The 20,794-nt window shown below is 42.2% G+C and carries 14 protein-coding genes; 9 read left to right on the top strand and 5 right to left on the bottom strand.

Annotated features, from left to right (window positions below; translation table 11 throughout):
- The first annotated feature begins 5 nt into the window (after positions 1-5).
- The 5 genes from H6571_02990 to H6571_02970 all read left to right on the top strand — a co-directional run bounded on the left by H6571_02990 (position 6) and on the right by H6571_02970 (position 5,788).
- Positions 6-1,712, top strand: coding sequence for a DUF1186 domain-containing protein (locus H6571_02990; protein MCB9322683.1), 1,707 nt, complete (start codon positions 6-8; stop codon positions 1,710-1,712).
- Positions 1,713-1,771: 59 nt separating this feature from the next.
- Complete coding sequence (locus tag H6571_02985; GenBank protein ID MCB9322682.1) at positions 1,772-2,404, top strand: Uma2 family endonuclease; 633 nt, start codon at positions 1,772-1,774, stop codon at positions 2,402-2,404.
- 5 nt (positions 2,405-2,409) lie between these two features.
- A complete protein-coding gene (locus H6571_02980) occupies positions 2,410-3,144 on the top strand; it encodes a hypothetical protein (protein ID MCB9322681.1) in 735 nt (244 codons plus the stop codon).
- A gap of 201 nt (positions 3,145-3,345) precedes the next feature.
- Positions 3,346-4,425: a mannose-1-phosphate guanylyltransferase gene (locus tag H6571_02975; protein ID MCB9322680.1), complete on the top strand. Its 1,080-nt coding sequence runs from the start codon at positions 3,346-3,348 to the stop codon at positions 4,423-4,425.
- Between the two features lie 88 nt (positions 4,426-4,513).
- Positions 4,514-5,788 carry a glycosyltransferase family 4 protein gene (locus H6571_02970; GenBank protein MCB9322679.1) on the top strand — a complete coding sequence of 425 codons (1,275 nt, stop codon included), beginning with the start codon at positions 4,514-4,516 and terminating at the stop codon, positions 5,786-5,788.
- Here H6571_02970 and wecB read toward each other — a convergent pair.
- Positions 5,785-6,894: a UDP-N-acetylglucosamine 2-epimerase (non-hydrolyzing) gene (gene wecB / locus H6571_02965; protein MCB9322678.1), complete on the bottom strand. Its 1,110-nt coding sequence runs from the start codon at positions 6,892-6,894 to the stop codon at positions 5,785-5,787. The genes H6571_02970 and wecB overlap by 4 nt on opposite strands.
- Before the next feature lie 56 nt (positions 6,895-6,950).
- Between wecB and H6571_02960 the strand changes: the two genes are divergently transcribed.
- The gene (locus H6571_02960) at positions 6,951-7,985 is read left to right on the top strand and encodes a glycosyltransferase family 4 protein (GenBank protein ID MCB9322677.1); all 1,035 of its coding nucleotides are present in this window, start codon (positions 6,951-6,953) and stop codon (positions 7,983-7,985) included.
- Here H6571_02960 and H6571_02955 read toward each other — a convergent pair.
- Both H6571_02955 and H6571_02950 read right to left on the bottom strand, forming a co-directional pair.
- The gene (locus H6571_02955) at positions 7,962-9,269 is read right to left on the bottom strand and encodes a glycosyltransferase (protein ID MCB9322676.1); all 1,308 of its coding nucleotides are present in this window, start codon (positions 9,267-9,269) and stop codon (positions 7,962-7,964) included. The two genes, H6571_02960 and H6571_02955, sit on opposite strands and share 24 nt — an antisense overlap.
- Before the next feature lie 5 nt (positions 9,270-9,274).
- Positions 9,275-10,987 (bottom strand): hypothetical protein, encoded by a 1,713-nt coding sequence (locus tag H6571_02950; GenBank protein MCB9322675.1) that lies wholly within the window; start codon positions 10,985-10,987, stop codon positions 9,275-9,277.
- Between the two features lie 38 nt (positions 10,988-11,025).
- Here H6571_02950 and H6571_02945 point away from each other — a divergent pair, with 38 nt between their 5' ends.
- Positions 11,026-11,988, top strand: coding sequence for a GNAT family N-acetyltransferase (locus tag H6571_02945; GenBank protein MCB9322674.1), 963 nt, complete (start codon positions 11,026-11,028; stop codon positions 11,986-11,988).
- Positions 11,989-11,990: 2 nt separating this feature from the next.
- A complete protein-coding gene (locus H6571_02940; protein MCB9322673.1) occupies positions 11,991-13,037 on the top strand; it encodes a hypothetical protein in 1,047 nt (348 codons plus the stop codon).
- On the opposite strand, the gene H6571_02935 is transcribed toward H6571_02940, so the two are convergent.
- Together H6571_02935 and H6571_02930 are read right to left on the bottom strand one after the other, a co-directional pair.
- On the bottom strand, positions 13,025-14,695 hold the full coding sequence (locus H6571_02935) for a hypothetical protein (protein MCB9322672.1): 1,671 nt from the start codon (positions 14,693-14,695) through the stop codon (positions 13,025-13,027). The genes H6571_02940 and H6571_02935 overlap by 13 nt on opposite strands.
- 43 nt (positions 14,696-14,738) lie before the next feature.
- Complete coding sequence (locus H6571_02930; protein MCB9322671.1) at positions 14,739-19,751, bottom strand: hypothetical protein; 5,013 nt, start codon at positions 19,749-19,751, stop codon at positions 14,739-14,741.
- Positions 19,752-20,182: 431 nt separating this feature from the next.
- On the opposite strand from H6571_02930, the gene H6571_02925 reads away from it, so the two are divergent.
- Positions 20,183-20,752 carry an RNA polymerase sigma-70 factor gene (locus tag H6571_02925; GenBank protein ID MCB9322670.1) on the top strand — a complete coding sequence of 190 codons (570 nt, stop codon included), beginning with the start codon at positions 20,183-20,185 and terminating at the stop codon, positions 20,750-20,752.
- Positions 20,753-20,794 lie beyond the last annotated feature (42 nt).

The raw sequence follows: 20,794 nt of genomic DNA, 5'->3' as shown, positions 1-20,794 counted from the left end.
TTGAAATGGGAAACATAAAATTACTGGACTTTGAAATGACAACCGAACCCCTTAATGCAGGGAATTTAAGCATTCAAAAAGCAAGGGATTTGGAGCTCGCCCATTTTTTTACTTCAAACGGTGGGCGGAGTGACATTGTAAAGGTTGAAAATATTATTAAGAAATATCCGGAGGAAAATAGCCTGAAAAATAATTTGTCGGCTCTTTACAATCGTTTGGGGATGGTTGAAAAGTCGGTAGCGATAAGTGAACAATTATTAAAAGATGCACCTGACTATTTGTTTGCCAGAACGAATGTAGTTTTATCCCTTTTAAATCAGAAAAAACCTGATTTTAAAAGAGCTAAATCCTTACTAGGGGCCGGAGACAAGAGTATCAGGTCGCTTTATCCTGACCGGGTCGTTTTTCACCAGGATGAAGTAACAGCCTACTATAGTGCATTAGGTAATTATTTGGTAAAAACCGGAGATGTTGCAGGGGCAAAGGAAATCCTTGAAATTTTATTAGAGGCAGCGCTGGAAGATCACGTTGCAACAATGGATCTGGGGAAAAAGATTTTTTTTGAGGAATCTATTGAAAACCTTAAGCACTTAGAGGAAGACAGAAAAAAAATACGATCTGTTGAAAGTTTTCCAACGGTCATTTTTCCCAAAAGCAAAACTCCTCCTTTGTTGCATCATGAGGAATTGAAATGTTTTTATGAAGTGGATATTGATTCGATGGAGGAGCCTAAACTCAGGTTACTGATTGAATTACCCAGGGAAACACTTATTCTTGATTTACTTGCTATTTTGGAAGATAGCATTCGTCGATTTGAAGTATTTGAAAATAATATCGATGAATTCGATGAATCCACTACTTTTTTTCCCGTTCATAGTATATTTTTTCTGGGGGCCCTGGAGGCGGAACCAGGTTTGCAGTGCATTTTAAATATTTTTAGGCAAGGGGAAGGTTTTTTGGATTTTTGGTTTGGTGATTTTCTCGAGGAATTTACATTTCAAACCATTTTTGCGCTGGGAAAAAACAGATTGGACGAATTGAAGGCTTTTGTCCTTGAACCTAACATAGCCAGTTCACCGAGATTAATTGTGGTAGAAGTCCTTGTTCAGTTTGTTTTACATGAACCAGCCAGAAGAGAAGAAGTGCTGGATTGGTTTCGGGATATGTTGAGGGTACTTTTGGATAATCCGGATGATGAAACAAGATTTGACAATGAATTTTTATCATTCCTTGTTGGCCGTTTAGTCGATATTAGAGCGATAGAATTATTATCGGTAATTGAGGAAATGTTTGAAAAAGGCTGGATCTTCGAATCTATTTGCGGAAAAAGGGAAGAAATTATTCAGGAAATATCCCTTGGTTTGGATCCCCATGTTTTCCAACCTCAACCTCAAAATATTTTCGAATTTTATTCTCAAATTTATAAGGAAAGGGGAGCGCCGAGAGACTTTTCGGACGATAACCATTTGAAAGGAAAGTTAAGTTCCAAAGTCGAAAGATATTTATTGGAAATTGGAGCAGCTGTATTTTCGGACAAGGAAGAAGACGATATTTTTAATTTGGAAAATTCTTTCGCCGATAGGAGAGTACCTGAATATGCAAATCCAGTCGAAACATATAAACGAGAAAGCCCCAGAATAGGAAGAAATGATCCATGTCCTTGTGGAAGTGGGAAAAAATATAAAAAATGTTGCTGGAATAAACGGGAGTAAATTCATTTGAACAATGAACCATTTTCCTTTACTTTTGGTTGGAACAAAAAAATGCCGATATGAAACCTTACAAAACCATTGAAGAAGGTCCGAACGAAGTAACAGCTTTTGAGGAACTGGACCTCAGTAAGAAATACTCCTATGCGGATTATTTGACGTGGAAGTTCAAGGAGCGGGTGGAAATAATTAAAGGTCATATTTTCAAAATGTCCCCGGCTCCCGGAATGAAACACCAAAGAATTTCAAGTCGAATTCATATTCAGTTAGGAGTATTCATGAATTCTCAAGGGAACAAATGTGAAATATTCTCAGCCCCTTTTGACGTTCGGTTTCCAAAGGCTTCTGCTGACAATGAACACGTTTTTGACATAGTCCAGCCTGATTTATGCGTAGTATGTGAACTTTCTAAATTGGATGAGCGCGGTTGCCTAGGGGCTCCTGACCTGATCGTGGAAATTCTTTCACCAGGTTCTTTACAACGTGATCTCAAAGAAAAGTATGAATTGTACGAAAGGAATAGCGTCGGGGAATATTGGGTGGTTCATCCCGAAGATTCCACTGTACTCATTTATAGGCTCAATGAGGGAGGAAAATACCAGGCCAGTCGTTTATTTACAAAAGGGGACAAAGTGAATTCCGTTGTTTTACCCGGACTAGAACTGGATTTGAACGAGGTTTTTGATTTTGAATAAAAATTATGTTTTCATTTTTTAAAAGCAAACAGGTGGTCAACCATCCATTTTCTACCCTTGGGGTGGATATGCATTCTCATCTCATTCCCGGAATTGATGATGGCGCTAAAGATATGGAAGATAGCCTGGCAATCATTGAGCAGCTTAGGGATCTGGGGTATAAAAAAATTATCACAACGCCTCATACCTATGAAGCTTATTATCCGAATACCGCTGCAGTTATTCTTGAGGGGTTGGAAAATTTGCGAAATGCACTGGAGAAGGCAGGGATAGAGGTAGAGGTAAGTGCAGCCTCAGAGTATTTTATGGATGAACATTTTGAATCATTGCTGGAGAAAAAGGAATTGATGACCCTGGGGGAGACGAATTTTGTTTTAGTGGAAATGTCCTTCTTTGGCGCCCCGCCTGCTTTGGAAGAATACATTTTCCAAATGAGACTCGCCGGGTACCATCCCGTTTTGGCCCATCCGGAACGGTACGCTTTTTTTGCCAATAAATTCAAATATTATGAAAGACTGGTGGAGCTGGGCTGTGCCCTTCAGATCAATGCTTTGTCCTTAACCGGTCATTATGGAGCACTGGCCCGAAAAACGGCAGAAAAGCTGCTTAAAAAAGAAATGGTTACCTTTTTCGGAACTGATTGTCATAACCTGGGACATACGGCTCAACTACAGCAATTAGCTCGTTCGGGAAAGTGGCAAAAGTATAAAGATTACCCTTTTCAAAATGCAGATTTGTAAAAATGGATTAATCCCTTTATTTTGCTCAGGATTAAAAAGAAAAAATGGATTTAGAATCTTACGAAATAGCTGATTTATCTCCTCATTTGTTTTGGGATGTGGAACGAGAAAATATTTCCTGGCAAAAGGACTCCCATTTTTTGGTCCAAAGGGTATTACCTATTGAAGATTTTAGATGTTACAAATGAAGGAATATAGCTAATGAATAACAATACATACGTTGCCATCATGGCAGGAGGGGTAGGTTCGAGATTTTGGCCTGGCAGCCGTGAAGCTAAACCCAAACAGTTTTTGGATATTTTGGGAGTGGGTAAATCACTCCTTCGATTGACTTTTGAGCGCTTTCTCCCTTTGTGCCCGGCGGAAAATATTTTTATCGTTACCCACAAAAAGTATAAACAGCTGGTCCTGGATCAACTTCCTGAATTGACGACCAACCAGGTGCTTTGTGAACCTTCCCGGAATAATACAGCGCCCAGTGTGGCCTATACGGCTTTTAAACTCCATGCCCTGAATCCTGACGCCAATTTTGTCATTGCTCCTTCCGATCATATTATTCTCAAGGAGGAAGCTTTTATTCAAAAACTCAGGATGGCCCTTTCGTTTGCTGAAAAAAACGATGCTCTGCTGACCTTGGGAATTCAACCTTCCAGACCCGATACAGGATATGGTTATATCAATTTCGGGGAGGCGGTATCCGAGCAAATTTTTAAAGTAAAAAGTTTTAAAGAAAAACCGGATGAGTCCACAGCGCAGGTTTATCTTGATTCCGGGCATTACCTTTGGAACGCCGGTATTTTTATCTGGAAAGCTGAAAATATTTTGAAGGCTTTTAAATCGTATGCTCCTGAAATTTTTGAGTTACTGCAAAAGGGAAAGGATTATTATAATACGGAAAACGAACAAGCCTTTATTGATGAATTCTACCCTCAGACGACCAAAATTTCTGTGGACTTTGCCATCATGGAGAAGGCTCAGAATATTTGCACCCTTCCTGCAGATATCGGCTGGTCAGATTTGGGCACCTGGGCTTCTTTACATGCAGAGCTGCCACAGTCAGCAGCAGGAAATGTATGTAATTCACAGGAAGTGCGTCTCGTTGAAACAACCAATTGTCTGATAAGGTTACCGGAAGGAAAGTTGGCGCTCATTCGGGGGCTCGATGGTTTTTTTGTCATTGATGAAGGGGATGTTTTGCTCATTTACCCTAAATCAAAAGAGCAGGAGATCAAGCAGGAAACCGAAGAGATCAAAAAGATATTCGGAGAAAAACATCTGTAATCAAGATGTTTACTATTGGTTTTTCGACATTACTTTGTTATCATTGTCATCAAATCACTCATAATCCTAATCAATAAACATATTTATCTTGAGAAAACTACTCCGAAATTTTATGGAGCGGTTCATAACTAAAAACCGAAAAAAGAAAAAGCTCCCGACCAAAATTGCCATCGTTACCAATTCCTCCTGGTATACCCACAATTTCAGGTTAGGATTGCTGAGGAGGTTGAAGGAAATTGGTTTTGAGGTTCATGTGATTGCTCCGAAAGATCATTTCAGTTCCAAGCTCATTGCTGAGGGGTTTACTTTTACCCATCTTCCGCTTTCCATTTATAGTACAAATCCGCTGAAAGAATTAAATCTTATCAGGTCTTTAATCCGTATTTACCGGGAGAATAACTTTGATTTTGTGTTTCATTATACGGCAAAACCAAACATTTACGGGTCTTTTGCGGCCTGGGTCACTAACGTTCCTTCCATTGCCATTACAACGGGCCTGGGAGTAATCCGGGATCGCAGGACCCGGATTTCAAAATCCGTTTTATTCTTTCTTTATCGGATCGCCTCGTTTTTGAGCAAGGAAGTTTGGTTTCTGAATAATGATGATTTGGGGCTGTTTTTGCAAAAGAAAGTGGTCTCACGTTCGAAAGCTTTCCTTTTGCCGAGTGAAGGCGTCAATATTATTGAATATCAACCGGATTTTGATAAAGATCTTTCTGAAAAAAGATCCCTCAAATTTTTATATGCGGGGCGGATTGTATGGAGCAAAGGGGTGAAAGAATTTTACGAGGCAGCCTTACATTTTAAGAATAAAGGGATGAAGGTGGAATTTTCCATGCTTGGCTTTATTGTTCCTGAACATCCTGATGCAGTTTCGTTTAACCTGGTTCAGCAATGGCATAAGGATGGGGTGGTGGAATACCTGGGAGAAACCGAAGATATCAGGCCCTACCTGAAAGGAACGGATTGTCTTGTATTGCCTTCGTATTTTGGGGAAGGCGTTCCCCGGGTGTTGTTGGAAGGTGCCAGCATGGCTGTGCCCATCATTACAACAGATTTCGTAGGATGCCGGGAAGTGGTGGACGACGGGGTGAACGGTTTTTTGTGTGAAGTTCGCAATCAACACGATCTTATTAAAAAAATTGAAATCTTCCTTTCAATGAGTAGGATTGACCGGTTTAAAATGGGGATGGAAGGCCGTAAAAAAGTGCTCCGCGAATTTGATGAAGAAATCATTATTGGCCATTACCTGAATGTTCTCAGTAAATATATTGACCTAAAAGGTATTAGAAAGCGATCAAAAGATTCCAAAGGAAAGGATACATTTATGGGCTCGGAAATAACAAATACTAAGCATTCCTAAAGTTGCTTTTTTAGAAAAGTTACGATTTGTATCGCCGCATCCCCTGATCCAAATATATTTTTTATCCCCGGAACACTCTGTTTCTCCAGAAGTGTTCCCGTCAGCCGAACGATCTTTTCTACATCGGTTCCCGCCTTAAAAACAAACCCGCTTTCAATGGCTTCGTTTCTTTCTGACGTTTCCCGGAGCAATATCACATTTTTTCCAATAGCTGTTGCCTCTTCCTGTATCCCACCGCTATCTGTTAAGATCAGCATGCAATTTTTCATGAGCCATAAGAATCCAGGGTAAGGAACCGGATCAATTAGGATGATATTGGGTGTTGTTCCCAGGATGGCTCTTAATGGCCCGGCAATTTCAGGGTTGGGATGAACAGGTATAATGAGGCTTACGCCAAATGTTTCTGCCACCTCCCGGAAAGCCTGGCAAATTTTGACAAGTTTTTCACCTTGATTTTCCCTCCGGTGAACTGTTGCAAGAATAAATGGCCGGGTGGAATGAGATAATATTTTTTTGACCTTTTCAACCGATGGATATTGCTTCTTCTCGATTTTATGCATCCCTTTGTTCAGGGCATCAATGATGGTATTTCCCGTCAGCACGATTTTTTTTTCAGGGATGCCTTCATGCAATAAATTTGCCCTCGCCCGGGTGGTTGGCGCAAAATGCCAGTCGGCCAATTGACTGATGAGCCTCCTGTTCATTTCTTCCGGGAAGGGATCCCTGTTTTGGAAAGTCCTCAGCCCGGCTTCAACATGGCAGATTTTGGCACCATGATAAAACCCGGCCATTGCCCCTGCAAGGGCTGTGTGGGTATCTCCCTGGACCACTACCAAATCAGGATTGAAATGAATTAATTCTGTTTCAATTTCACTCAGCAGGAAGGTGCTTAAAGCCGTAAGGCTTTGTCCTTCCTTCATGGTTTCCAGCCGGCTATCTTCTTTTATTTCAAAAAAGGATAAAACCTGGGTTACCATTTCAATATGCTGCCCGGATGTGCATACCCGGATTTGAAACGACTCCTTTTTCGCCTTAAATGCTTTTATTAGTGGAGCTAATTTAATAGCTTCGGGTCGCGTACCGATAAGAATTAATATTTTTTTCAAGATTGAACTTAATTCAGTAAATAATGCCCGATCAAAAACCCAAAATACTGGTTTTTATGTTAAGCCGAACGGGGTGCATTCCATATGCCACAAACATGGTCAATGCACTGCATGGTTTTGAAAAATCCATATTTGTGTCCAGGTATTCCCCCGAAGTGCTGCCCAAAGATAATCACAAGATCAGAACTTATCGCAATAGTCTTGAATTTGTATTTAACTCTCTTCTGAACTTGCCCTGGTTGTGTATCAAAGTGATGAAACTGGTGAAGACCAAAGGATTCCGGGGGGCCTATTTTCCTGTATTTCATCATTGGAATCCCGTGTTGTTGTTATGGTGCAAAATTTGGGGACTTGAAGTGGTTTTTACCGTGCACGATGGAGTGCTTCATCAAGGGGAACAACATAACTGGGATCAAAAAATGTTAAATTTTTGCATCCGAAATGCGGATAAACTGGTTTTCCTGTCCAGGTATGTGCAGGAATTGACCAGGGAAAAAATAGGCTTTACCGCTAAAACATGCATTATTCCTCATCCACTGTTGAGGATCGGTTCCCCGGTGATCAAAGACAGGTATTTACCGGAAAGGCCTTCTTTGTTGTTTCTGGGAAGGATTGTGGAGTATAAGGGCGTTGACTTGTTGCTTGAAGCTTTAAACGGATTTCCCGGCGATCGTTTGGGACAAGTTACCATTGCCGGCCGAAATTATTCCGGTTTTAAGCCTGACAAAATGGGTGAGGTTTCGGTAAACTGGGTCGGCCGTTGGTTGGAGGATACGGAAATTGATGATTTGTTAAACAGCCATGATATTCTCGTATTGCCTTATAGGGAAGCTTCACAGTCAGGTATTGTTACTTTAGGGATTGGTGCGGCCATCCCAATGATCTGTACCAATGTCGGTGGATTGCCGGAACAACTGACCCCTGAACAAGCTGTTTTTATCGCCCCCGAAGCCTTTGCCCTAAAAAAGGCTATACTGGATCTTATCAATGATCCGGAAAGGTATAGAAATATTCACCAAAATTTGTTGGCGCGGGCACGCAGCGGAGAAGGAGAATATACAGGGCGATTAGCCACGTTCCTTAGCGATTAAGTTGAAATAGTTTTGAGCTATGGACTCGGTTTTGTGCGGAACGATGCACTCATTTAAAAAACCAGCCTCAACCTTCCTGCCTTTATTTTTTCGGATGAAATCAAACATAGTGTTGGAGGCCGTTTCGTAATCCTCTTTCCATCCTTCAATATTAACGATCAATGGATAGTCTTTTAAAAAAAATTTGAAAGTGTCGTTTTGATTTTGACAAATATTGATGATCGGCTTTCCGCTCATCAGGTAATCCACACTTTTGCTGGGCAGGTGATAAGGAGTAGTATTACCTATGTTGATCAAAAAATCCGCCTGCTTCATTGCCGATCCAACTTTGGAGCGATCGATCAATCCATGAAAAGTGAGCAAAGAGGACAATTCAGGATATCCCTCAAAGACCATTTTGGTCTTTGGATCAATTTCTCCAAAAATATGAAAATGAAAGGTTGAGAATATGGTTGAGTTTTTTTGAACTAATTGCTTGATAATCAATAATAAACTCAAAGGTGACCTAACGTTTTCATAAAAGGATCCGAAATAGGCAAGGTGGATTTTGTCCTGGTCAAACCATTCCGTTTTTTCGGTGGCTTCAGGCAGGTTGAAGAGGGGAGGGATGATCGAAATTTTGTCCTTCGATTCAGGGAATAAAGCTTCATATTGTTCCCTGGCCGATTGGACAGTTAGGGAAATGGTGTCTGCTTTTTGAAATGCTTTTCGTTCGACCTGGTGATTGAGCTTGTCGTAAAGCCTGAAATTATTCACAAAGAACTCCTTTGAAAAGCAGAAAGGATCTTCAATATCCATGTGCCAGTGAACAAGTGGGAAACGCTTTTTGAAAGCCAGGCCCACCAGGTGAGCGGTAAAGGGCAGGCCTACCGTGATGATCCCGTCAAAATTATGTACCCGATGTAAAGCAATCGCCTTTTTTTTAGCTGGAAAATACCATGGGCAACTGCCATCAGGCCAGTATAATTTTCTCCAGGTACCGTCAATTATTCTTTCCAGAAAATTTCTTAAAAATCCGGAGCCTTTCTTAGGGGTTAAGTCTGAAATTCCCCGCCTGTTTATTATCCTGAAAAGATTTAAGGTAAAATCCAGTAAAGTGCTGTGACCGGTGCGATGTACATGAACCTTATTAATGATGGATGATTTGGGTAACCCGGTGCGCTTGCTGCAAACAATATGAACTTCATGACCCTGTTCCACCCAATACTCGGCAATGGCTCCCCATCGATAAACGTTGGGATTGACCACCGGATAATACTGAACATTCAGGATGAGGATACGCATCTGTGCTATTTTTCTAGTTTAAATCCTGCTTTGATATCTTTTCCGCGAGGAACAATCTTTAAGGGATCATAATACGAAGGCATACATGGCGGCGTTTGCCCCCAGCAGTGCATATCCAAAGCCATGCTGACTTCATAAGGGCCAATTTGTTTTGTAGTATAATTCGTTAATTGGGTCACCTCATGGGGAGAAACCAGGAATTCCATCACATGGTCGGCTTCTTTTACGCTTTTCCAGGTGCCGCGGAAAAGACTCAGCGAAAAAAGGATCATTGTAACGATCCTGATCATTTTCCAGGGGATACGTAACAATTGCTCATTGGTCTTTACCAGCGTAAAAACGATTGCAAAGAGTATCCAGGCCCAGCCAAAACGCACGTTTGGATATTGAAAAAACCAAAAAATCAGAAATATCATGGTGATCACAATAGCCACGATATGTCCAATGTTTTCCCGCGCCATTATTTTGAATTTTGTGGCTAAAAGGATCAGTAACACAATTATGGTAGGGGGAAAGACTATAGCCGTAATTACGGCGCTGATGTTGATCGTGGCATGATGATTCCACCACTCGGGCAGCCAAACGGAAACGGGTACGTTCGTAGCCCCATCGTAGTATAGAGTATGCCGCTCCACCAGGGTTTTTGCATGCTCGCCCACATATAGGAAATTGTTTCTTGCCATTTCCAGAGGGATCTTCCAATCAACATTGAAGAAATCAAATTGGTAAACAGGATAAACCAGGTAGCCCGTCAGGATTACATTTCTTACCAGCCAGGGCAAAATGAATAAAAAACCTGTAATAACCGCTGCCCCAATTGTTTTTAACTTCCTTTGTCTCAGCTGGAAGTATAACATTACGCCCAGGAACAGGAAAAAATAAACCGCCAGAAATTTTACCGTAACGAGGTAAAAGGAAAGCAGGAGGATAATAACGGCACGGATATCCCATTTTTTCAAACTGTAATCATCCGATTTTTCAATGAACAAAAGCAATAAAACCAACCCTATAAAAACATGAGGGTAATCAGAATCCATACTGGTCAGCAATTGACGATACAGGGCAATGCAGGCGAAAAGCATAAGGTAATCATGCAAAGGATAATTAAAGTTTTTTTTCAGTATGCGATTGATGCCGGATAAAAAATAGAAGTTTATCAGGATAAATAAAAAGGAGTTCAGATCGTAAAGCCCGCCTTTAAACCAAAAAGCAAAACTGTAAACGGCGCTGCTCATGTGAAAGGCGGAATTGTACCCCATCCGATCGTGAAAAAGGGCTGTTCCCGGAATGGCCGGGTAAGTTTCTATCCACCTGATAAGGGGTAGAAAGTATTGGCCTTCATCCCATATTTCAGTCGGCCCGGAAGATTTAATAAATGCGATGATCAAAAATGCCACGCCAAAAAATACTGTGAGCGGATGAATATTTTTTAATTTTATCCCAGAGAAGGAATTTTTGATGTTTTTCCAATTTAGCAAAAGACTGAGCATGCTCAAAAGGGAAAGGCCGATCAGGAAGGCCAGGCTTATGCGGGAAAAAAGGGAAACATAATTTGCGGCAGTGGTGATCATGGCCAATCCTGACAGGGACATCAGGGCTGGATGCAAACGTAAATTCCCATCGAGACTGAAAACCTTGTTTAGCAATTGTAACCCACCATAGCCAATTGCGTAGGTAGTGATAAAGATAAAAAGCCAGTTGAGTAATAATATCAGCATTGAATTTTTGCAATTAAACCGGGTCAAAGATACGTTTTGTGGATCATAAAGAACAATACATTCTTTTTTGTGAACAGGTGAATCTGCCATTGCAGATGCAGCCCTGGTGGTTGGATGCGGTGTGCGGCCCCGCAAATTGGGAGCTCTGCCTGTCTTTTGATAAGGAAGGGGAAATAGCAGGAATACTCCCTTATTACTTTAAAAGCAGTTTTGGAATGAAGCGCATTACTATGCCACCCCTAACGGATTACATGGGGCCGTGGATGCGTTTTCCAGAAGAAGACAAACTCAAAAGGGTGAGCCGATACAATATAGAAACTTCCATATTGTCTGACCTGGTGGCTCAATTGCCCCGGACAGCCCTATTTTACCAAACTTATTTCCCTTCCCTTAAAAATAGTCTGCCTTTCATGTGGGAAGGTTATAAGGCAACTCCTTACTTTACTTACCGTATCCATCGACCTGTAAACCAGGAGCAGGTTTTCCAGGATTTTAAATATTCCGTGCGGACAGAAATTCGAAAGGCAACACAGCAGGTGAAAGTGGAAAAAGCGGGAAGCCTGGATGATTTTTATAAAATCAATCAATCTTCCTTCGAAAGGAAAGGGGTAAAACCTTCTTTTGATTTTGAGCTGCTTAAAAGATTGGATGCCACTTTGACGAAAAAAGAAGCCCGACATATCTACCTCGCCAAAGATAACGATAGTGGGGCGGTCCATGCAGGGCTTTACCTCGTTATGGATCATTCAACGGCTTATATCTTGTTGACCGGTATTGATCCGGTTTTGAAAAAAAGCGGAGCTTTGTACCTCTTGTATTGGCAGGCCATCCAGGATGCCGCGGAGTGGAATTTAAACGTCGATTTTTGCGGCAGTATTTTACCGGGGATCGAATCGTCACTCCGATCCTTTGGAGGGGAGCGTGTTCCCTATTATTGTATTTCAAAAACAAGTAATAAGTGGCTGGCCATATTGAGCATTTTATTCAACAAAGCCTATTGAGCATGGACAATGTAGTTTCCCCAAGGCAGGTTGCTGCAGCTCAAAACTGGCTGGTTCAAAGTATTGAGGTCTGTAGTGGCAAAGGATCAGCAGCCTTCTATCAACCTTTCAACGGCTGGGCACCTGCGTACCCCGAAACAACGGGCTATCTTATTCCGACGTTGCTGGATATTGCCGAAAAAACAGGCAATCCCCAAATGACCGGATATGCGCTTTCATGTGCGGATTGGCTTTGTTCTATTCAGTTGAAAGACGGTCATTTTCCTGGTGGAGTGGGAGGGAAGTTGCCCCCGAATGTGTTTGACACCGGGCAAATTGTACTGGGCCTGACGGCGGCGATTCTAAAGATGAATTGTGACCATTATCATGAAGCCTTACGACTTGCAGTGGATCGTTTACTGGATATCCTGGAAACGGACGGCAGTTGGAGACAGGATAGCTATATAAAAGGATATCTGCCTTCCTATTATACACGTGTGGTATGGGCTTTGTTATTGGCCGACGGAATTTTGGAGCTCCAGTATCTCCGCCCGAAAATGGAAAATGCTCTCGAGTATTATGCTCAGCAAATAACCCCTGAACTGAACGTTAAAAATTGGAGCTTTGCTCCCGGTGAACCGGCTTTTTCGCATACCATTGCTTACACTATTCGGGGCTTTTTTGAAAGTGGCATACTTTTAATAAATGAAAAATATATAGCTCTGGCAGAAAAAATCGCCGGAAAATTAATTGAATTGCTCGAAGAAAACGGGCGCTTGGCAGGTAGTTATGATGAAAACTGGAAAGGAGACTATTCCTATATTTGTGTGCCCGGGCATTTTCAACTGGTAATCATTTTCAACAAACTTTTTCAAAGAACCGGCAAAGAGCTTTATCAAAAATGGGCTCAAAATCTTTTTGTCCGCGCTCAACGGGCTCAATCTCAAATTCCCATTAAAGGCATTAAGGGAGGGTTTCCCGGTTCTGATCCGTTTTGGGGTAAATACCAGAGAGCCAAATGGCTCAACTGGGGCGTTAAATTTTACCTCGATGCCGCTTACTCTTTCTGAATATTAAACACACTAAGTATCTTGATGCCCCCGGCATAGATGGAATCGACTTCCCAATCCGGATCGATATGCCATTGTTTTAAATGTTCCCTTCGGTCTGCAGTGCAACGGTAAGTGGTCATAAAATAATCGGCCTCGCTGATGTCATTTACCCATTCGATCTGCTCCAGTTGTTCCGGTTTTAATAAAAATGAATTATAAACGACGGGAGAGAGCAGGGAATCATCCATCATTATTTTAATGTTTTTGGATGTTTTTTCAACTTCCAAAATACAATCGAATCCTTCCTTGTATGAAATTCCCCAATAGTCTGTCTCAAAGTTTTTTTCGATATTTTTTCCTGCCAGGCCATTGAAATAGACATATTCAAAGGGATGCAACATAACCATTTTAACCAGAATGGGGAGCAGTAAAGTAGCCATGCCTCCGTAAAAGTATATGATTTTGAACTTGTAAAGCCATTCCAGTTTTTGTTTGATCCATAAAAAACCTGATAACACCATAATGATGAAATAGGGATAGACAAAAAAGAAATGCCGGCAGTCGTCGTATAACACGGATTTTAATAAAATGGCCGATGACCCGGGGAGAATAAATAATAAAATGGAAGTCAGGTGAAGCCGGTCGATCTTGCGTTCAGTTGTAAGGGCCCTAAAATTAATCCGTGAAAACCTGAAAAAGGAAAAAAGGAACCCAACGAAAAAAACAGGAGGCGTAATGATACTGAACCATACCGGGTAAAAGCTAATGGGAAGGTATTCCACGGGCGTATAAATCTTCCCCAGGAACAATAAGGATCCCTGCCAGGGATAGTTTGACATACTTTTGAAAGACCAGACCAGGTGCTCCAGAGGATTGTTCCATAAATACGGCCAGAACAGGATCACAAAAAGAGAAATGCTGATGCCGTAAACCAGCAAATATTTAAAGGCCTGAAATGGTTCTTTTCCCTGGGGTTTTCTGAGCAGGAAAATTTCTGCTCCCCATAACCCGATGGTGATCAACGGAAACAGCAGGCCAATAATCCTGATGTCGATCGCCAATGCGCAAATGAGGCCGTGAATTATGGCTGAGCCCACTCCAGGCTTATCCACGAACCGGAACATACTGTAAGTAGCAAAAATGCACGTTACCAGAAACGGAATGTCTTTGGGATTGAAAAATGAATGTGGATATAACCTAGGAACCAACAAGAGCATGATTGTTCCTAAAAGAGCAATTTTCCAATCCTGAAAATGGTAAAACAACAACAGGTAAAAAACGAAGATTCCGGAAAGGAAAAAAAGGTGGGTGGTTATATGACGAAACAGGTAGAGCTCCCGGTCCTGGTTCAGTCCTATTATTCGTTCTAATCCGACTAGTGCCAGTTCAAAAGCGGGGCCATACATGCGGTATGAATAGGTTTGTATATGGTCCTGGTTTAAATATTCACTTTGTTTCGTTTCGTCCAGTTTTTCTTTGATCCTGGATTCCAGTTCAGCTTTTGGATAGAGCTGGTATCCCGTTTTTTCATTGGCGATCAGGGCATTATGCACCCCGATGTCCCGACTTGAGTTTTCATCCCAGCCGATGCCATAATCGTCATAAACGAAGAATAGCAGAACAAGATCCACCAGCAGCAGTAAGAGTATAGGAAGGAATTTTAGTTTGAAATTCAAATTTGGAAAATATTTGATAAAAAGTCAATTACTCAAAATCATCTCACCTTAAAATTACCATTTTTCCATATCCTTTCTGGAAGAACCGATCTGCGCTTTCATTGCCAAAATGGTCGAAAGCCTTACCATTTTCATCCTTTACGGTCACCTTATAAATATACACCCCGTTGGCCAGCCTGTCTCCAAATTCATCCGTGCCATCCCAGGCGTATTCAGTCTGGTGGGTTCCCGGCTTTAAAGGGCCGAGGTCATCTTGTGTTAAAGTACGAACAATTCTGCCCGAAACGGTCATGATCTGGATGGAAAAATAGGGGGGAGCCTGGTCTCCCGTCAGGGTATAAACAAACCGGGTAGAGTGAACGAACGGATTCGGGTAATTCAGGATGTTTGAAATACTGCTTTTGGTGATTACCTCAAATGAAATTTTGTAATCAATGGATCCTGATGGATTGCCTGTTGCGTCTTCTCCCTGCACGATGAGTTCGTACATCCCGTCTTCGGTAAATTGAGGCTCAAATTCCACCACAGCCTTATTCTGCTGGCTCAGCTGGTTTTCATTGGCGGGATAAAAATGCAATAATTGGGAATTAAAATAGATCGGACTCACATCTGTTGCTCCCGGCTTTTTGATCAGTATCCTGAGTTGGGTCGTATCATTTAAGGCAAGGAACCTGTTTTCGTCCAATAAGGCAATGACAATGTGAGGTTTAGCAGAAACAAGATCGCCATCGAGAATCCGTTCCTGGTCAAAAGTGACATCCAATAATGGGTTGCGCTGGTCTTTTTCGACATAAAAATCGAGTAGCCCGATGTTATTGATGTGATTCAATTCAGGTTGATCATTGTGTGGGTTGATCTCGATCATCATGCGCTGAGGCCCGCTCAGTTCGCGGGTGTCGAGGTTGAAATTTGCTATGATTTCCTCTTCTGCAGGTAACGGAGCGAATCGTTTTTCTTTTATTAAAATGTCATTGGTTTCATTGGTCACCTTGAAGGAAACCAGTAAGCTATCCATATCATAACGGCTGGCATTGCCGATGCCAAATTCCAGGGAAAGCGTTTCCCCTTGTTGCAAGGTGTCTTTATGAAAGGCAAAGTGTTTATTGGAATTGATCACTGCATCCGGTAGTCCTTCAAAGATCACTCTCCAATAATCCAGTTGAGGGGTAGTTCTCAATAAAGTATCTTTCGTGGCATACCTGAGTTGCAGATAAGGGAATTCTTCGGCGGAAATCCATGAAAGTACCGTATCGGGTTGGGTAAGGTTTTTTATCAGCAATTGTTTCGAGGCATCATTTCTAACGCCAAACAGGTCAAATTGAACTTCATCCAAAATGTCCACTTCACTTTGCCGCCATTGTACTTTTTCCCAGGAAGCCGCCGGACCAATGGTTGTTGACCTCAGCGCACCACTATCCCATATTCCGGGAATGTCAAACACTACTTCAAACGGATCCGTCAGGTTGCCCGTGGTTTCTATCGCGGGGAATGAATGGTCATCCTTTTTATAAACAAAAACATACGGGATTGCTCCTGATGTAGCCGTAGATCTTATTTGTGTAGCCCCTTGATTTTCAAATAGTTGAAATAGGTTTGTTCCCAGATCAATTGAATCGGCGGCCCACTCCTCCGGTTCGTAATCGATATTATCATGCTGGATGGTGTAAATGGCAACATAATTGCCGGAAGGAACGGTATCCCGGAGGAAGTTGATGACCTTTTCCCGTTGTTCCTGGGTTTGCGTGGAAAAAGGGAAAACGCCCCAGCCGTATGCCCATGAGTTGTCCAACCGGCTTCCATAAAGCCCGGGAGGATTATTGAGCCATGGATCGATGGTGGTAGAATCCATTACGGCAATATAAACCCCTCCGTTGGTGGATTCGTTCCAGGCAATGTAACCATAGGGCGTATTGTTGAAATTGATGCTGGGCCAGACGGTAGGGAATACTCCGTTTTGGATGCGGATAAATTTTACATCTTCCAGGTAATTGAACCGGCGGTTAACTTCCCCGATTTCCATGTTTTCATAATAGTCGTCGGTAAACTGAAAATAATGGGACTGGTTCCAGCCCGGCCCGCTTTCATCTAGGAAAATAAAAGAACTGTTATCCCACAAGTAATCAAACCCGCCAGAGGTGTCTGCACTTATCCTCCAATAATAGACGGTGCTATCCTGCCAGTTCACCGGAGGCATCCATTCAATGATTCCTCCTTTTTCGGAAATATTCGTCTCCAGCCGTGCAGGACTGTTGAAATGTGCGGTCGTGTCTATCTGAATAATATAAGTGGCTTGTGACGCAAAGGGATCAGCCGTCGCTGCTTTTAAGGTAACCGGAGCATTTCCGGCAATGCCAAATTTCACAGGGGAAAGGGTCATCACCTGGTTGGCGAAGATGTAAAGTTCAACACCGGTTTCCCCTAATCCGTTAGACAATTCATTATTCTCTTCGGCGTAAGGAGCCGGAAATTCTTCGATCTCATTTTCTGAATCGAGCTTTATGAAAAAACGGTTGGAACCAATGGCGCTCGTTCCCAGAACGGGTAATTTATAGCTTAAATCGCTTGAATATAAAGGAGCTTTTATTTTTTGTTTTATGACCAGCACCTGGGATTGATCCGGGAACTGCCGGGTGACTTCCACCCAAAAACTGTCGGCCAAAGCACGTCCGATATTTTGCACCCTGAATTTTAGTTCGAAGCTATCCCTTTGGGCGTCAATGACCGTCGGAGAAAATTTGGTATTGGCCACGTCAAATTTGTAATCCGGGCCCGCACCGGGAGTGACGACCAGGGCGGGATCTCCGTTCAGGGTGAGTTGTTGAACCAGTGTGCGTGTTGGAATGCCTGTTGTTTCATCAAAATGTTGAAGGGTCTGTTGGAGAATTTCTCCAATACCCCTTCCGTAAAGATCGGTGCCCAAATATTCGTAAATCTTTTTGGCCGCATTGCTTAGCGCAAAGATGTAACCGTAACCAGTGGTAGCCACAAAACCCAGGGCAGCCTTTTCTTCCTGGAAAATAAACTTTTCACCCACACTTTCCAGGTCCAGATGGATTTGTCCGGAAAGGCATCCCAATGAAAACATAATGGGATAATGGCCGTAGTTTTGGTAGGTTGTAGGATCATCGATACTGAAATCAAATCCTCCGGTGCCTGAATGGCCGAAAAAAGTGATGATCGAAGCTCCTGAATTGATCCTGCTGGTCAGTTCAGCAGATTGTGACTGCTGAACAGGTTCGGAACTCGTTTTGTAGAAACCGTAAACGTGGCCGCCGAATTCATTGTTTTCGATGATATCGGCCATTTGTTCGAGATGATTTTTCAGCGTCAGCTGCTCCGACGGACTTCCACCTCCGCCAAGGTGGATGATTTCTTTACGCCAGCTTCGGTCTTTTTCATTTTCCGAAGTAAATCCGGATTCATGGGTTTTAATTTTGTCCAGGTAGTATTTAATATCCAGGGCAGATGAGGCAGGAATACGTCCGATGGCAAGTATGGGAGCCTGAGAGGTGGTACTGCCCAATAACAGGTTATCCGAGCCCGGTATCCCGAACGTGGGAATAAAATAGGTTTGGTTTCCCGGTGCCGCCAGTTGGTCCGGTTTTCGAATGGCATCGTATTGTCTTCCTTTACCCATGATGAACATGAATTTTGCCGCGGACCAGTTTTTTTTGGCCCAATGTCCAAAATTCCTGATGGAAATGGCATGATTGGGAATCCCATAAGCGAATTGATCGTAGAGCTGCTGAATTTCGGCGATCAGTACATTATGGTTCCCTCCGTCGGCAGAACTCCGGTAATCAGCATATTCCTGCACCCGGTTATTGCCCTGTCCATCGTTGAAAAGAGCTTTGTTGCTGATGATGATATAGTCGGCATTGGCACCCTGGTAATCAACAAAGTTAACGGGGCTTAAGGAAGCCGGAGTCCAGCCGGAATTTGTTTGCTGGAGGATCAGGTCAGCCTTGCCGGTGAAGGCGGGTAATTTTACCTTAACCAAATTACCTTCTGTAGTAGCTTTGATCCTTATTTGATTGGTAATATCGTAAAGCACAATATTGCCACTGGTATTGAAATCTTGTATCTCGAGGTATTGTGGAATGCCATTTCCTGCTAAAGAAAAATGAAATAAAGCGGCATTGTTAAAATTAAAAGTCCTTGGATATTTACAGGTAATGCTGGCCACGGCATAATTGTCGTTGCTGGTGGTACCTCCCTTGATATTAATTTGTTCAGCGTTGTTTAAAGCTGCAACTGGTTTTTTGATCTGGTAGTTTTTGAAATTGTACCCTGAAAAGTCTTCATCAACCAGGTTTACATTGTTGATGTTTATTTCCAGGTTGTGGGTAAACCCGGTACTGGAGACCAGCCTGATTTCATAATCGGCACTGTCAGGGCCTCCGGTAAAAACATTGGAAGTTGGGATGCTATAGGTAACGTTGTTCGCAAATTGTGAGGCAAATCCTTCTCCTTTTTCGAAAATAGACTCTGCAATGCCATCAGTGTAAGTTTTTTGAACCTGGCGGTTGCTGAATACCATTTGTGCTTGCTGCCAGTACCACATTTCTTTTGGCGGCAGGTTGGTCAGCTCATTTTCCAGTGGGTCAAATCTAAGTCCCGTTCCGCTGTCTCTCCAGGTGAGGAAATAGGCCGCCGTATCGGAAAAGAGGCTGTAATAGGGATTGAGCAGTTCTTCTTCCGGCAATTCATAAAGGTATTGGTCTATTTCAGAACGATTTTTCTGGCCGTAGAATTCGATGTAATCACTGTTCGTCAAATTGTTCCCTGTCGAAGAAATAAATAAGGGAATCTCCTTTCCCAGGTGGAATAATTGGAAATTATCCTGGGCAATATCGTTTAAAGGAATGCCGGCATTGAGCAACGTGGTATAGTCAAGTCGATACAATCCGTCTTCTGCGATGGATATTTTAAAATAATTTTGGTCGTATCGGATCCATTCATTTCCGTAAAGGGAATCCTGGCCGTTCCACATTTGGGCGGACAGTACAAGGTTGAAGAAAAAAGAAAAAAATAATAGAGAAAACAATTGCCGCATGAATATCGATTTTTGCATAACGGCACAAAAATAGATGAAAAAGAGGACAGATGAGCGGTAATATGGTTAAATTGTCGGGAAAGAGAGATTTATCAGCGATGGAAAGAAACCCTTTGGTTGGGGTAAAAAAAAAGCTCCTACATCTGGGGAGGCAAATCGGACGTAGGAGCAAATAACATACTATGAGAAAACTACACGATGCAAATATAAACGGTTCAAAGGGCTAATTTTTGGTTAATTAGATTGTGGCTCCCCATACATGGAAAGTGGGTGTTTTTGGTTAGAAAGTGGGGTGCTCTTTTTTATTCGGCAAACACTATTGGATTATTTACCTCATAATTGTTGGGAAGAAAGTAAGTGCGAATTTCATTTATTGAACCATTAGATATATTTTTGGCAGGTTTAAGCTTATTTCATAAACAGAAAATGTATTGACTGACGCGGAATTATTAGACTTATTACACCGTGATGGAGAAAAGGCGGTAGAGATTCTTTTCAGAGAGCATTACGATTCCTTGTGTCGTGCGGTTTACCGTGTATTGCCAAAAGCGGAGGTCGTGGAAGATCTTGTACAGGATGTCTTTTTTGAATTATGGCGCAAACATGAAAGCCTTCAGATCAACACATCGATTAAAGCCTACCTCAGGCGTGCTGCGGTCAATAAAACCCTCAATTATATTCGGGATCAGCGTCTGAAAACCGTGGATGTGGAAAAGAGTCCTGATTTGCATAGTAAATTTACCGAGGCACCGGAAAACCTTGAAGCCAGCGAAATGCAGGAAAGAATTGACCTGGCGATTGATGAATTACCCGAAAAATGTAGAATGGTTTTTGTGTTGAGCCGCTTCGAAGAAAAATCCTACAAAGAAATTGCAGAAGATCTTGATATTTCTGTTAAAACTGTCGAAAACCAAATTTCCAAGGCACTAAAAATATTGCGCACGGCCCTTGATTCCTTTATGGTTTTGGCTTTATTTGTCGGCCATATTCCGTTTTTTTAATTATTCTGTAAAAGAATAGGGGGAGGGTTTTAAATTGGTGTC

The organism is Lewinellaceae bacterium, from assembly GCA_020636105.1.
Taxonomy (GTDB): domain Bacteria; phylum Bacteroidota; class Bacteroidia; order Chitinophagales; family Saprospiraceae; genus BCD1.
This window is presented reverse-complemented; position numbering and strand designations above follow the sequence as displayed.